Raw genomic sequence first — 12,873 nt, 5'->3', positions numbered from 1 at the left:
CCTAGGAAGGCTGCAGGTAGGGGCCCGCGTGGCTCGTGGGCAGCGAGACGTAGCCGGTGGTCGAGCCGACCTGCCGGCAGGCGCCGCGCGGCACCGCGCAGGAGGTCAGCAGGCGCCGCTGGCCGACCGACCTCTCGATGAGGACGCGGCCCGTCGCGCCCCAGCCGAGGAAGCGGAACGCCTCGTCCGCGCGCGGCTTCGGCACCGGCACCCGGCGTACGACGCGTCCGTCCCTCATCGAGCGGACGGTGCCCTCGCGGCCCACCACGTAGCGTCCGTCGGGGGAGACCGCGACCGGGTCGAAGCGCGCCCGCCAGGCCGGCGTGCCGGGCCCGGAGAGGCTGGTCGGGCCGACCAGGCCCGGGCGCTTGCGGGTGCCTACGAAGACGACGTCGTGCTCGGCGGCGACCAGGGCGGTCGGTCGCTGCACCACCCGGGTGACGGTGCCGTCCCTGTCGTCGATCGCACGGGTGCCGCTGAACCCGACGACGTACACCCTGCCGTCGGCGACGTCGGAGATCTCGCCGAAGAGGCTCTGGTACCAGGTGTCGAGCAGCTCGCGTCCCCGCAGGTCGACCACGCGGAGGTAGAGCGCGTCGGCCTGGTCGGTCGAGGCCGAGAGGATCCGGTTGCCGTCGTCGGAGAGGGCCTCGGTCACGTACAGCTCCGTGCGGTTGCGGCCCGCGATCCCCCGTACGCCGCCGTCGGGGCGCACCAGGCGGAAGGACCCGCCCGACGCCACGATCCAGCCGTTGCCCACCGTGCCGAGCAGCACCGGCGTGGCGCCTGCGGCCCGGGGGAGGCGCATCACCGTGCCGCCGGAGAGGTGCAGGTCCCGTCCGACCAGGCTGATCGCCCGTGGGATCGGCGCGACGCGCTCGCTCGAGGAGCCATCCGCCGGAGAGGCCGCCTGAGCGGGGAGGCCCGTGAGCAAGGACGCGAGCGTCGTGAAGGCGACGAGGGCCGTGGCCGCGAGGGAGTGCCGGGTCATAGGGCCTTGGTACCCCGCGGCCGGACTCGCAATCCCAGGCGGGCCGATGTCTCGAGGCTCGGACGGCGGAGCACGCGACGGGCCGTGCTTGAATCGAACGCGTGCCCGACCCGGTCGACGCCGCGTTCGAGGCCGCCCCGCGCGAGGGCTTCCTGCCGAGGCGGCTGCGCCGTCGCGCGTCGTACGACGGTCCGCTCGAGATCGGCCACGGCCAGACCAGCTCGCAGCCGCGGACCGTCGAGGCGATGCTGCGGCTGCTCGCCGTGCGCCCCGGCGACCGGGTCCTCGACGTCGGGTCCGGCTCGGGGTGGACCACGGCGCTGCTGGGGCATCTGACCGGGGCCGCCGGGGAGGTGGTCGGGGTGGAGGTCGTGCCCGAGCTGGTCGCGTTCGGACGCGCGAACCTCGCCGGCCAGGACCTTCCCTGGGCGAGCATCCGGCCCGCGGAGCCCGGCGTCCTCGGGGTGCCGGACCGGGCGCCGTACGACCGGATCCTGGTGTCGGCCGAGGCGCGGCGGCTGCCCGACGAGCTGGTCGCGCAGCTCGCCTCCGGCGGCCGGATGGTGCTGCCGGTGAGCGGGACCATGCTGCTCGTGGAGCAGGCGGAGGGGCGGCCGCGGGTCACCCGGCACGGCGGCTACCGGTTCGTGCCGCTGGTCTGAGCGGCGCCCGTTGGGGGTTTTCGGCCCGCACCTGGGAGAGTTGACCCCGATGACCAGCTCCACCGACACCCGCCCGCGCCGTACGTTCGCGGTGATCAGCCACCCCGACGCCGGAAAGTCGACCCTCACCGAGGCCCTCGCGCTGCACGCCCGCGTGATCAATGAGGCCGGCGCGGTGCACGGCAAGTCCGGTCGGCGGGGCACGGTGTCGGACTGGATGGAGATGGAGCGCTCGCGCGGCATCTCGATCACCTCGGCCGCGCTGCAGTTCGACTACCGCGACCACGTGGTCAACCTGGTCGACACCCCGGGCCACTCCGACTTCTCCGAGGACACCTACCGGGTGCTCTCGGCCGTCGACTCCGCGGTGATGCTGGTCGACGCCGCCAAGGGCCTGGAGCCGCAGACGCTCAAGCTGTTCCAGGTGTGCGCGCACCGCGGCATCCCGGTCATCACCGTGATCAACAAGTGGGACCGCCCCGGCCTCGACCCGCTGGAGCTGATGGACGAGATCGAGAAGGAGATCGGGCTCAAGCCGACCCCGCTCACCTGGCCGGTGGGGCAGTCCGGCGAGTTCCAGGGCGTCCTGGACCGCCGTCGCGGCCACTTCATCCAGTTCACGCGTACGGCGGGCGGTGCGACGCGCGCCCCCGAGCTCCACGTGGCCGCCGACGAGGCCGGCGCCGTGGCCGGCGCGGCATGGGACGCCGCGCTCGAGGGTCACGAGCTGCTCGAGATGGACGGCGCCGACCACGACCAGGAGCGCTTCCTCGCCGGCCGGACCACGCCGGTGCTGTTCGCCTCGGCGCTGCAGAACTTCGGCGTGGCCCAGCTCCTCGAGGTCCTGCTCGAGCTGGCGCCGCCGCCCTCGGCGACGGAGGCCGTCGACGGCACCCGGCGCGAGGTCGACGACGACTTCAGCGCGTTCGTCTTCAAGGTGCAGTCCGGCATGGACACCAACCACCGCGACCGGCTCGCCTACGCCCGGGTCTGCTCCGGGGTGTTCCAGCGCGGCATGGTCGTCAACCACGGCGAGACCGGCAAGCCGTTCGCCACCAAGTACGCGCAGGCGGTCTTCGGTCGCGAGCGGTCGGTCGTCGAGACCGCGCTGCCCGGTGACATCGTCGGCCTGGTCAACGCCTCCGCACTGCGGGTGGGCGACACGATCTACGAGGGCCGCGCCGTCCGCTACCCGCCGATCGCCAGCTTCGCGCCCGAGCACTTCATGTCGGCGCGGGCCGCGGACACCGGGCGCTACAAGCAGTTCCGCCGGGGCATCGAGCAGATGGACCAGGAGGGCGTCGTGCAGGTGCTGCGCTCCGACCTGCGCGGTGACCAGGCGCCGGTGCTGGCGGCGGTCGGCCCCATGCAGTTCGAGGTCGTGAGCGCGCGGATGGAGTCCGAGTACGGCGCCGCCATCCGGCTCGAGCGCCTGGACTACCAGCTGGCGATGCTCACCGACGCCGACGGCGTCGAGGCCCTGAGCGCCGTACGCGGCGTCGAGGTGATGCGCCGCTCCGACGGCGCCTACCTCGCCCTCTTCCCGGACAAGTGGCGCGCGCACACCGCCAAGCGCGACAACCCCGACATCTTGCTCGAACAGCTGCCCGCGAGTGGCGGCTGACCATGGAGCCCTGCTCCACGACACTAGAACGGAGCTCTACGTGAGCCACCCCCATCCCGAGCTGCAGAAGCCGCCGAAGCTGGCCCAGGGCGCGCTGCGCGTGGTCGCACTCGGCGGCCTCGGCGAGATCGGCCGCAACATGACCGTCTTCGAGTTCGACGGCAAGCTGCTCATCGTCGACTGCGGCGTGCTCTTCCCCGAGGAGCACCAGCCCGGCGTCGACGTGATCCTGCCCGACTTCAGCTGGATCCGCGACCGCCTCGAGTCGATCGTGGGGATCGTGCTGACGCACGGCCACGAGGACCACATCGGCGGAGTCCCCTACCTGCTGCGCGAGCGCCGCGACATCCCGGTCATCGCCTCCAAGCTCACGCTGGCGCTGATCACCGAGAAGCTCAAGGAGCACCAGATCCGCCCGGTCCGCGACGAGGTCGTCGAGGGCGACCGCAAGTCGTTCGGGCCGTTCGACCTGGAGTTCCTCGCGGTCAACCACTCCATCCCTGACGGGCTCGCGGTCGCCATCCGCACCCCGGGCGGCACGGTGCTGCACACGGGCGACTTCAAGATGGACCAGTTCCCGCTCGACAAGCGCATCACCGACCTGCGCGGCTTCGCCCGCCTCGGCGAGGAGGGCGTGGACCTCTTCCTCACCGACTCCACCAACGCCGAGGTGCCGGGCTTCACCACCTCCGAGCGCGAGCTGACCCCCGCGATCGAGCAGGTCTTCCGTACGGCGCCGCGCCGGGTGATCGTCTCCAGCTTCGCCAGCCACGTGCACCGCATCCAGCAGGTGCTCGACACCTCCCACGAGCACGGCCGCAAGGTCTCCTTCGTGGGCCGCTCGATGGTGCGCAACATGGGCGTCGCCCAGGATCTCGGCTACCTCAAGGTGCCCAAGGACCTGATCGTGCCGCTGGCCCAGCTGGAGAAGATGCCGGCCAACAAGGCGACGCTGATCTGCACCGGCTCGCAGGGCGAGCCGCTCGCGGCGCTGTCGCGCATGGCGAGCCGGGACCACAAGATCCGCATCGGCGAGGGCGACACGATCCTCATGGCCAGCTCGGTCATCCCCGGCAACGAGAACGCGATCTCCAACGTCATCAACGGCCTGACCCGCTGGGGCGCCAACGTCGTCCACAAGGGCAACGCGAAGGTGCACGTCTCCGGTCACGCCAGCGCCGGCGAGCTCGTCTACTGCTACAACATCGTGCAGCCGAAGAACGTGATGCCGGTGCACGGCGAGTACCGCCACCTGCGCGCCAACGCCGACCTCGCGATCAGCACCGGCCTGGACCCCAAGAACGTCGTCCTCGCGGAGGACGGCGTCGTGGTGGACCTGCACCAGGGCAAGGCGACGATCACCGGCAAGGTCCAGGCGGGCAACGTCTACGTCGACGCCCAGACCGTCGGCGGCGTCACCGAGGCGACGCTCAAGGACCGCCGTACCCTCGCCGAGGAGGGGGTGGTCACGGTGCTCGCGATCGTCGACGCCGACAGCGGTCAGCTCGCCGACCCGCCCGACTTCCTGGTGCGCGGCTTCGTGCACGAGCCCAAGGCCTTCGACCCGGCCGTCCAGGTCATCGAGAAGACGCTCGCGCACGCGGCCCGCGAGGGCATCGGCGACGCCCGTCAGCTCGAGCAGATGCTGGCGCGCGACATCGGCCGGTGGTCCCACAAGACCTTCCGCCGCAGCCCGTTGATCATCCCCATCGTGATCGACGCCTGAGCCACCTCCGACCCGTCGCCTACTGTCCCCGTCCCCGCTGACCCGTCACAAACTTTCTGACGGGTCAGCGGGGGGCGGGGACAGTTGCGGGTCGCGCCGACTCAGTCGCAGCCAGCCGCCGGTCGTGGAGCCAGCCTCACACTGACTGGGTGTGTCCCTATTGCACGGGCGAGCGAGGTCGTCGCCGTGCGGGGCATGCCGTACCGCACTGAACTGGCAGGAGCGGGAGTTGATGAGCCGGGAGTAGGCCGTTGGAGCCCCGACAGAGGATGGTCACGCGGAGCGCGCACCGGCGCGGATGGTCGGCGGTGATCGCCTGCAGTTGCGGCTCCGCCTCTACCACCGAGAAGCGAAATCATCGATCATGACGACCATGGTGTCTCGCACATCGAACTTCTGTATCGACGCGATCGATCCGTACTCCCAGGTCAGGTGGTGGTCAGAGGTGTTGGACGACTTCCGACTCCTCGACGAAGCGGAGATGGGGCCCGACGAGGAGGAGTGCTGGCTGGTGGGACCCGATGACCGCGAGATCATCTTCGCCCGGGTGCCCGAGACGAAGACGGTGAAGAACCGTATGCACCTCTGCGTTCGCCCGACCGACCGCACCCGCGAGGAGGAGATCGACCGAATCATCGCGCTGGGCGCAACTCTCGTCGACGATCGGCGCGACGGACCTGACAAGGGGTGGGCGGTGCTCGCAGACCCAGAGGGCAATGAGTTCTGCGTTCTCACCCGTTACACGCCAGGGGCCTGACGAGCGAGGGTTACCTCCCATCCGAAGCCGCCGGCGGCGGATGTGGGAGTTGTCCTCTTCGGTGGCCGCATCCCCGGTCCTCGACCCGCAAGCCGTCCCGCGTCGATCGATACAGACCTGCTCGGGCTGCGGTGAGGTCAAGCCTGACCTGACGCTCGCGGACCGGGTCTACGAGTGCGCGGCCTGTGGGCTCACCCTGGCCCGGGACGTGAACGGCGGCAGTGAACCTCGCCCGCTACACACCCGCAGCACAGCCGGTGGGTCCCGAATAGGGACACACCCAGTGAGATGCGGGAGCGGTCACGGCGTTCGGATTGGGGCGATGGCCCGTGCAGTTGGAGCACTACGGCGGGCCGGCCATCGGCACTACCTGGCCGGTGCACGATGCGCCGTGGGACTTCTTCCGGTTTTCCAAGCACGCCTGGCAAACGCTATTCAACCCACAGACTGGCTTCGAGATCGTCGCGGCCGAACATGGCGAGCCCGCCTCGGTGCGCTCGAGGGTTCCGCACCCCCCTACCATCGGCCTGTCCCATCAGCCGGCGTTCCTGAACTCCTGCTGCATCGTGCGGAAGATCTCGGAGACCACGCTCAGGTGGGACGTCTCGGTTGACGAGGTGCTTCAAGGTTCGGAGTACCCCAAGGGCGAGCGGTAGGGGCGACCCGCCAACGCCCCGTCGCCTAGTGGGCACAGTGGGCGACGGGTCACTCGCGCGGGGGGAAGACGCCGTTCAGGCAGATCGCTGGGGTCAGGCGGGGGTCGGGGAGATCCAGGAAGGGCAGCTGGAAGGTGGTCTTCCCGTCGCCCCCGAACGACGTCCCGATCAGCTCGAACATCGCGGTTTGCTGCCTGATCGGCATGAGGGCGCCGCTGTTGCCCGCCTGCGGCCTCACCCAGTTCCGCGGCATCGGTCCTCGGACCGCCCAGAACCCCACCTCCGACTGGTAGCAGTTGCCGGCGGAGTGCTGGTTGGTCCACTGGACGACGTTCGAGGAGCAGACCTGGGCGCTGGTCCCGGGCGGTGACGCGACGCTCGGCAGCCCGAACGTGGTCACGCCGTCGCCGCCGAACTGGTTGCCCGCGTAGCCGAAGAGCCAGGAGTGCTTGGTGACGGGGAGCTGTCGTCCGTCGGCGAGCAGGAAGCCGTAGACCGGGGTCTCCTGGGCGAAGAGCTGCACCTGGCCGGTCAGGCAGGTGTGCTCGCGCTGCTCGTCGGGGTCGGCCTCGGCGGGGTCCGCGCCCCCGCGGGCGCAGACCAGGGCGTGCAGGCCCGCGCCGGGCGCAGCGACCGTCGGCACCCGGAAGGTCGCGGCGTCGCCGCCGAACCGGTTGCCCAGCACGGCGTAGAGCTCGGGCATCGCGGCGGTGCGCACCTGACGGCCGTCGGCCGGCACGTATCCGGCGGGCGTGAGGGACTGTGCGAAGTAGTCGATCTCGCCGGTGAAGCCGCAGCCGGTGCCGATCGTGGCGTTGTCGATGAACAGCGAGGCCGCGCCGAAGGGTCCGGGGACGTCGTGGAGCACGGGGCGGCCCAGGACCTCGACCTCGACCCGCAGGGTCCGGTCGTGGGGCTCGTACGCCGGCGCGCCCAGCTCGACGATCAGGGGGTCCGCGGAGTCCCGCCCGCTGAGCGTCAGCACGGCGTTCGGGGGCACGTCGTCGAAGCCGAGGGCGGCCCAGTCCGCCACGAACGACTCCGTCGACACGGTGCCGCCGTCGCGCGCGGGACGGTCGGTGAACCAGGTGGTCTGGCGCGTGGTGTGCTCGAGGGTCAGCGTGAAGGTGCCCTCGGGTCCACCCGCCACGGCCTCGAGCTCGCCGGACTCGGCCTGCAGGGCGAACAGCAGGCTGACGTCCGAGGGCAGGGTGTCCGTCACGGCGGCCTCGGTGACGACCGTGCCGGTCTCCCCGGAGGTGCTCGGACCGCCCGCGGCGCCACCCGGGCCGGTGCCCTCGTGACTGCAGGAGGACGCCACCGCCAGCAGGGCGAGCGTCAGGAGCAGGGACGTGGGACGGTTCATGGGCGGATGCCTCCGGGTCGGGTGCGGGCGGCCGACTCCTCAAGGGGCTCCGGGCCGGCCGAGCCTAATGGCCGCACGCCTCGCCCGTGCCCGTTTTCGACACGCCCGAGCGAGGGGGGCGCCGCAACCGCCGGGAGGTTGGGCAGACTCCTCCCCATGTCTTTCGGGCGGTGGATGGTCGCGGTGGTCTCGCTCATGTTGGTGGTGACGGTGGCGCCTGCGTACGCCGCGGCGTCGGCCCCCACGGAGCTCACGCTCTCCGCGCCCGGGGGGTACGCCGACGACACGACCTCGGTCGCGGTCGTGCTGACCCACAGCGGCGGGACCCCGCTGCCGGGCGTGCAGGTGGTCGTCGAGCGCCGGGTCTCCGGCGCCTGGCAGGCCGCGGGCACGGTCACCACCGGCGACGACGGCAGCGCCGCGCTGAGCCAGGAGCTGAGCCGGGTGGGCGAGGACAACGTGTGGCGGGCGACGTACGCCGGCGACGCGACGTACGCCGCGGCGGTGTCCGCGGACGTGCTGGCTCCTCTGCGGCGCCGCGAGAGCGTCGTGACCCTCTCGGGGCCGGGGCGCGTGGTCGACGAGAGGTCGGTGGCGCTCACGGTGCGGTGGCGCACGCGCTCCGGGGCGCCCGTCGCCGGGACCGTCCACCTGCAGCAGCGCGTGGCCGGCGGCGGCTGGCGACGGGTGGCGACGCTGCGCACCCGCGCCGACGGGCGCACCCAGGCCCGGGTCGGCCCGCGCGTCGACACCCGCTACCGGGTGCGGGCCCAGGGGGTCGAGTGGGTCTACGGCGACCGGAGCCCGGTGCTGGTGATCGACAACGTGCCGCCGCGGCCCCCGGTCGCCCTGCCGAAGGGCGCACCTCGTCCGCGGATCACCCTGCCGCCGCAGCCCCGCGCCGTCGGCGAGGGCGCGAACGTGACGGTCGGCCGCATCCCGGACGCGGTGTGGCGCCAAATGGTCGGCGTGAGCTGGCACCGCGGCTGTCCCGTGGGCCGCGACGGCCTGCGCCTCGTGCGGGTCAACTACTGGGACTACGAGGGCTACCGCCGGCGCGGCGAGGTCGTGACCGCCGCGGACGCCGCCGGAAAGATCGGCGGCGCTCTTGCGCAGATGTACCGGCGCGGGTTCCCGATCCGAGCGATGTACCGCATCGACCGCTTCGGCTACTCCCGCCGCCTGCAGGGCGGCAACGACTACAAGTCGATGGCGGCCGGCAACACCTCGGCGTTCAACTGCCGCCACGTCGTCAACCGGCCCGGCGTGCGCTCGCCGCACTCCTACGGCCGCTCCCTGGACGTCAACACCTGGGAGAACCCCTACCGCTCGGCGACCGGCCTGGTGCCCAACACCTGGTGGCAGTCGCGCTCGCACCCGCTGGTGGCCTGGCGCTCCGGGGGCCACCCCGTCGTCCGGCTCATGCGCTCGCACGGGCTGCGCTGGACCTACGGCACCGGCGACAGCCAGCACTTCGACGCCGCCCACCACGGCCGGGTCCTGCTGCCCCGGGTCTGTCTCGCCGTGGTCTGCCACTGACCGACCAGTCCCGCGGTAAGGCTAGCCTTACCGGGTGGAGACCGCCCTGCCCGCCGCCCCACTGCGTGAGCTGTGGCGCCGCTACCGTCGCTATCGCGCCCGCTTCGCCTGGGCGGTCGCCATGTCGGCGGTCAACAAGGTCGCCGACGTCGTCCCCGAGCTGCTCATCGGCGCGGCCGTCGACGTCGTGGTCCGCGGGTCCGACTCGCTCGCCGGCGAGCTGTTGGGGGTGGAGTCGCGCTACGCGCAGCTCGCCTGGCTGGCCGCGATCAACGCCGTCATCTGGATCGTCGAGTCCGTCACCGAGTACGTCGCCAACGTGCTGTGGCGCGGGCTCGCGCAGGGCGTCGAGCACGACCTGAGGGTCGAGGCCTACGACCACGCCCAGCACCTCGACCTCGGCTGGCACGAGGCCCGGCCGGCCGGCTCGACGCTGGCCACGCTCAACGACGACGTCAACCAGCTGGAGCGGTTCCTCGACGTCGGTGCGCCCGCCATCCTGCAGACCGTGCTCAACGTGCTCCTGGTGGGCGCGGTGTTCGCCGCGTCGTCATGGACCCTGCTGGTGCTGGCGTTCCTGCCCATCCCCGCCATCGTCGTCGGCTCGCTGGTCTTCCAACGCCGCCTGGAGCCGCTCTACGACCGCGTGCGCGAGACCGTGTCGGACCTGTCGGCCGCGCTGTCGGCCAACCTCGGCGGCATCGCCACGATCAAGGCCTTCACCGCCGAGGATCGCGAGCGCGACCGGATCACCGCCGTCTCGGCCGCCTACCGCGACGCCAACGAACGCGCCATCCGCTCCTCGGCCGCCTTCGTGCCGCTCGTGCGGGTGGCGATCCTCGCGGGCTTCACCTGCACCCTGCTCCTCGGTGGCTGGGCCACCCTGCGCGGCGACCTGCAGGTGGGGCTCTACTCGGTCCTGGTCTTCATGACCCAGCGGCTGCTGTGGCCCCTGACCGAGGTCGCCACCGTCCTCGACCTCTACCAGCGCGGGCGGGCCTCGGCCGGCCGGATCCTGGCCCTGCTCGCCGTCCCCGTGACGGTCCCCGCGGGCAGCACCGTCCTGGCCCGGCCGGTGTCGGGACGCATCGAGCTGCGCGGCGTGCGGGCCGGCTACGCCGACGGCCCCGACGTCCTGCACGGCATCGACCTGGTGGTCCCGGCGGGGGAGACCCACGCCGTGGTGGGGCCGACCGGAGCGGGGAAGTCGACGCTGCTGCGCCTGGTGCTGCGCTTCGACGACCCGCGTGCCGGCGCCGTGCTGCTCGACGGGCAGGACATGCGCGAGCTCGACTGGGACTCGCTGCGCGGCTCGATGGGCTACGTCGCCCAGGACGTGTTCCTGTTCGCGGGGACGATCGCCGACAACATCGCCTACGGCGCCCCGCACGCCTCACGCGAGGAGATCCGCCGGGCGGCGGCGCAGGCGGCCGCCCTCGACGTGGTCGATGCGCTGCCCGCCGGCCTGGACACCCCCGTGGGCGAGCGCGGCGTGACCCTCTCGGGCGGCCAGCGACAGCGCCTCGCGCTCGCGCGCGCGCTGCTGCGCGACCCGGCCGTGCTCGTGCTCGACGAGGCCACGAGCGCCGTGGACAACGAGACCGAGGCGGCCATCCAGCGCTCGCTGGCCGAGGTCGGCGCGCAGCGGACGGCGCTCGTGGTGGCACACCGCCTCTCCACGGTGCGTCACGCCGACCGCATCTGGGTGATGGACGCCGGCCGCATCGCCGAGAGCGGCACCCACGACGAGCTGGTGGCCCTCGACGGCGCGTACGCCGCCCTGTGGCGGGTTCAGACCGGCGAGGCCGCGCTCGCCTGAGTCTCCTGAGCGCGTGCGGTCAGCATCCGGTGCGCCGGACGCTGACCGGCCGCGGCGATCAGCAGCGCGACGGCGGTGGCGCCGACCGTCACGGCGAACGCCGCGGTGTGGCCCTCGGCGTCGGCCAGGCGCCCCGCCAGGGTCGACCCGACGGCGTACCCGATCCCGGTCGCCCCGGCGAGCAGCGTCATCGCCAGGCCGACGCGCGCCGGCGGCACCGCGCGCTCGCCGATGCTGAAGACCCCGATCATGTACGGCGCCACGCCGAAGCCGAGCAGCAGGACGACGACGACCAGCGCCGTGACGGAGCCGACCCAGAGCAGCGGGATCGCGAGGGGAAGCAGCAGGGCGGCGGACATCAGCACCCGGCGCTCGTGCCCGACCCAGGGTGGGAGGGCGACGGTGGCCAGTCCCGCCAGGACGCTGCCGACGCCGAGGCACGCGTGCACGATGCCGGCCAGCCCCGGCTGGCCGGCGTCGGTGGTGAGGGCGGTGGTGCCGGTCTGGATCGAGCCGAACAGCAGGCCGATGCACAGCTGCGCGCCCAGCAGGCCGACGAAGACCACGCTGAGCAGCGGTCCGTGGCCGACCAGCGGTCCGGCAGCCCGGCCGGTCAGGCGCGCGGTCGGGTGGACGGCGAAGGCACAGCCGAAGACGGCCAGCAGCCCCGCCGCCACGAGCATCGCCGCGGAGGGCGACACGGCGGCGACCAGGAGGCCGATGAGGGCGGGGCCGAACATGAACGACGCCTCGTCGGCGGCGCCCTCGTAGGAGAACGCCGCGTCCATGAGCCGCTGCTGGCGCCCGGTCTCGTGCCGGGTGATCGGCCGCCACCGGACCCGCGCCATGGGTCCCACCTGCGGCAGCACCAGGCCGGCCGCCGCCGCCGTGAGGGTGAGCACACCGGCCGAGGCGTCCGCGCGGGTGAGAGCCACGAGCAGCACCAGACCGGCGGAGCCCAGCAGCGACTGCACGAGCACCACGGAGCGCTGCCCGACCCGGTCGGCGAGCTCCCCGGCCAGGGGGGAGCCCACGGCGTTCGCCACGGCCAGCGCGCCGGCCGCGAGGCCGCCGGAGCCGTAGCTCCCGGTGGCGTCGGAGACCAGGAGCAGGGTGCCGATCTGGCTCATGCTCAGCGGCAGTCTGCCCAGGAAGGCGACGAGCACGTAGAGGGGACCGGCCAGGTGGAGCAGACGGCGGTAGGAGGCGAGCGGTGACAACGAGGTTCCTCTGGGTATGCGAGACAGCGCGCCGAACCCACCTCCAAGACGCGCGAAACCCTGAGCACGTCAAGGATACTGGGCGACATGGCCGAGTGCGTCTTCTGCGCGATCGTGGCCGGCGAGGGCGCGGCCGACGTCGTGCTCGACACCGACGACTTCGTGGCGTTCCTCGACCGGCGCCCGGTCTTCAAGGGCCACGTCCTGCTGGTGCCGCGCCGCCACGTCGCCACCCTCCCGGACCTCCCGGCCGAGCTCGGCGGCGGGTTCCTGGCCGCCTCCCAGCGCCTGGCGACCGCCATGGTCGAAGGGCTCGGCGCGCAGGGCAGCTTCGTCGCGATGAACAACGTCGTGAGCCAGTCGGTGCCCCACCTGCACCTGCACGTCGTGCCCCGCACCAAGGGCGACGGCCTGCGCGGCTTCTTCTGGCCCCGCACCAGGTACGCCGAGGGCGAGTCGGGCCAGTACGCGGCGCGGTTGCGGGCTTCTCTAGAGTGACGAGCGTTCCCCCAC

The 12,873-nt window shown here is 72.5% G+C and carries 11 protein-coding genes and 1 pseudogene; 9 read left to right on the top strand and 3 right to left on the bottom strand.

Annotated features, from left to right (window positions below; all coding sequences use genetic code 11):
• Position 1: 1 nt before the first annotated feature.
• On the bottom strand, positions 2-991 hold the full coding sequence (locus LQ940_RS17025) for a hypothetical protein (RefSeq protein WP_231244734.1): 990 nt from the start codon (positions 989-991) through the stop codon (positions 2-4).
• Between the two features lie 101 nt (positions 992-1,092).
• Here LQ940_RS17025 and LQ940_RS17020 point away from each other — a divergent pair, with 101 nt between their 5' ends.
• The 6 genes and pseudogenes from LQ940_RS17020 to LQ940_RS17000 all read left to right on the top strand — a co-directional run bounded on the left by LQ940_RS17020 (position 1,093) and on the right by LQ940_RS17000 (position 6,416).
• On the top strand, positions 1,093-1,653 hold the full coding sequence (locus LQ940_RS17020) for a protein-L-isoaspartate O-methyltransferase family protein (protein ID WP_231244735.1): 561 nt from the start codon (positions 1,093-1,095) through the stop codon (positions 1,651-1,653).
• Between the two features lie 49 nt (positions 1,654-1,702).
• Positions 1,703-3,277, top strand: a complete 1,575-nt coding sequence (locus LQ940_RS17015; protein ID WP_231244736.1) for a peptide chain release factor 3 — start codon at positions 1,703-1,705, stop codon at positions 3,275-3,277.
• Between the two features lie 40 nt (positions 3,278-3,317).
• Entirely contained in the window at positions 3,318-5,003 is a 1,686-nt protein-coding gene (locus LQ940_RS17010; RefSeq protein WP_231244737.1) for a ribonuclease J, read from the top strand.
• Between the two features lie 364 nt (positions 5,004-5,367).
• Positions 5,368-5,760 carry a VOC family protein gene (locus tag LQ940_RS17005; RefSeq protein WP_231244738.1) on the top strand — a complete coding sequence of 131 codons (393 nt, stop codon included), beginning with the start codon at positions 5,368-5,370 and terminating at the stop codon, positions 5,758-5,760.
• Positions 5,720-5,965 (top strand): annotated as a pseudogene (locus LQ940_RS21895) (hypothetical protein); the annotation flags it as partial. The gene LQ940_RS17005 and the pseudogene LQ940_RS21895, both read left to right, overlap by 41 nt.
• Positions 5,966-6,089: 124 nt before the next feature.
• Complete coding sequence (locus LQ940_RS17000) at positions 6,090-6,416, top strand: hypothetical protein (RefSeq protein ID WP_231244739.1); 327 nt, start codon at positions 6,090-6,092, stop codon at positions 6,414-6,416.
• A gap of 49 nt (positions 6,417-6,465) precedes the next feature.
• Here the strand turns inward: LQ940_RS17000 and LQ940_RS16995 are convergent, their stop codons facing one another.
• Complete coding sequence (locus LQ940_RS16995; protein ID WP_231244740.1) at positions 6,466-7,782, bottom strand: phage tail protein; 1,317 nt, start codon at positions 7,780-7,782, stop codon at positions 6,466-6,468.
• 156 nt (positions 7,783-7,938) lie between these two features.
• On the opposite strand from LQ940_RS16995, the gene LQ940_RS16990 reads away from it, so the two are divergent.
• On the top strand, positions 7,939-9,321 hold the full coding sequence (locus LQ940_RS16990) for a M15 family metallopeptidase (protein WP_231244741.1): 1,383 nt from the start codon (positions 7,939-7,941) through the stop codon (positions 9,319-9,321).
• 34 nt (positions 9,322-9,355) lie between these two features.
• Positions 9,356-11,140 carry an ABC transporter ATP-binding protein gene (locus tag LQ940_RS16985; protein ID WP_231244742.1) on the top strand — a complete coding sequence of 595 codons (1,785 nt, stop codon included), beginning with the start codon at positions 9,356-9,358 and terminating at the stop codon, positions 11,138-11,140.
• On the opposite strand, the gene LQ940_RS16980 is transcribed toward LQ940_RS16985, so the two are convergent.
• Positions 11,113-12,360, bottom strand: a complete 1,248-nt coding sequence (locus LQ940_RS16980) for an MFS transporter (RefSeq protein ID WP_231244743.1) — start codon at positions 12,358-12,360, stop codon at positions 11,113-11,115. The genes LQ940_RS16985 and LQ940_RS16980 overlap by 28 nt on opposite strands.
• A gap of 75 nt (positions 12,361-12,435) precedes the next feature.
• On the opposite strand from LQ940_RS16980, the gene LQ940_RS16975 reads away from it, so the two are divergent.
• A complete protein-coding gene (locus LQ940_RS16975; RefSeq protein ID WP_331275730.1) occupies positions 12,436-12,858 on the top strand; it encodes an HIT family protein in 423 nt (140 codons plus the stop codon).
• Positions 12,859-12,873: the final 15 nt, after the last annotated feature.

Origin of the sequence: Nocardioides sp. cx-173, from assembly GCF_021117365.1 — a bacterium.
Lineage (GTDB): Bacteria > Actinomycetota > Actinomycetes > Propionibacteriales > Nocardioidaceae > Nocardioides.
This window is presented reverse-complemented; position numbering and strand designations above follow the sequence as displayed.

Bases quoted from the DNA above. Each gene is read 5' to 3' on its own strand.
- LQ940_RS17025 (WP_231244734.1), bottom strand. From the start codon at position 991: ATGACCCGGCACTCCCTCGCGGCCACGGCCCTCGTCGCCTTCACGACG.
- LQ940_RS17015 (WP_231244736.1), top strand. From the start codon at position 1,703: ATGACCAGCTCCACCGACACCCGCCCGCGCCGTACGTTCGCGGTGATC.
- LQ940_RS17005 (WP_231244738.1), top strand. From the start codon at position 5,368: ATGACGACCATGGTGTCTCGCACATCGAACTTCTGTATCGACGCGATC.
- LQ940_RS16995 (WP_231244740.1), bottom strand. From the start codon at position 7,782: ATGAACCGTCCCACGTCCCTGCTCCTGACGCTCGCCCTGCTGGCGGTG.
- LQ940_RS16990 (WP_231244741.1), top strand. From the start codon at position 7,939: ATGTCTTTCGGGCGGTGGATGGTCGCGGTGGTCTCGCTCATGTTGGTG.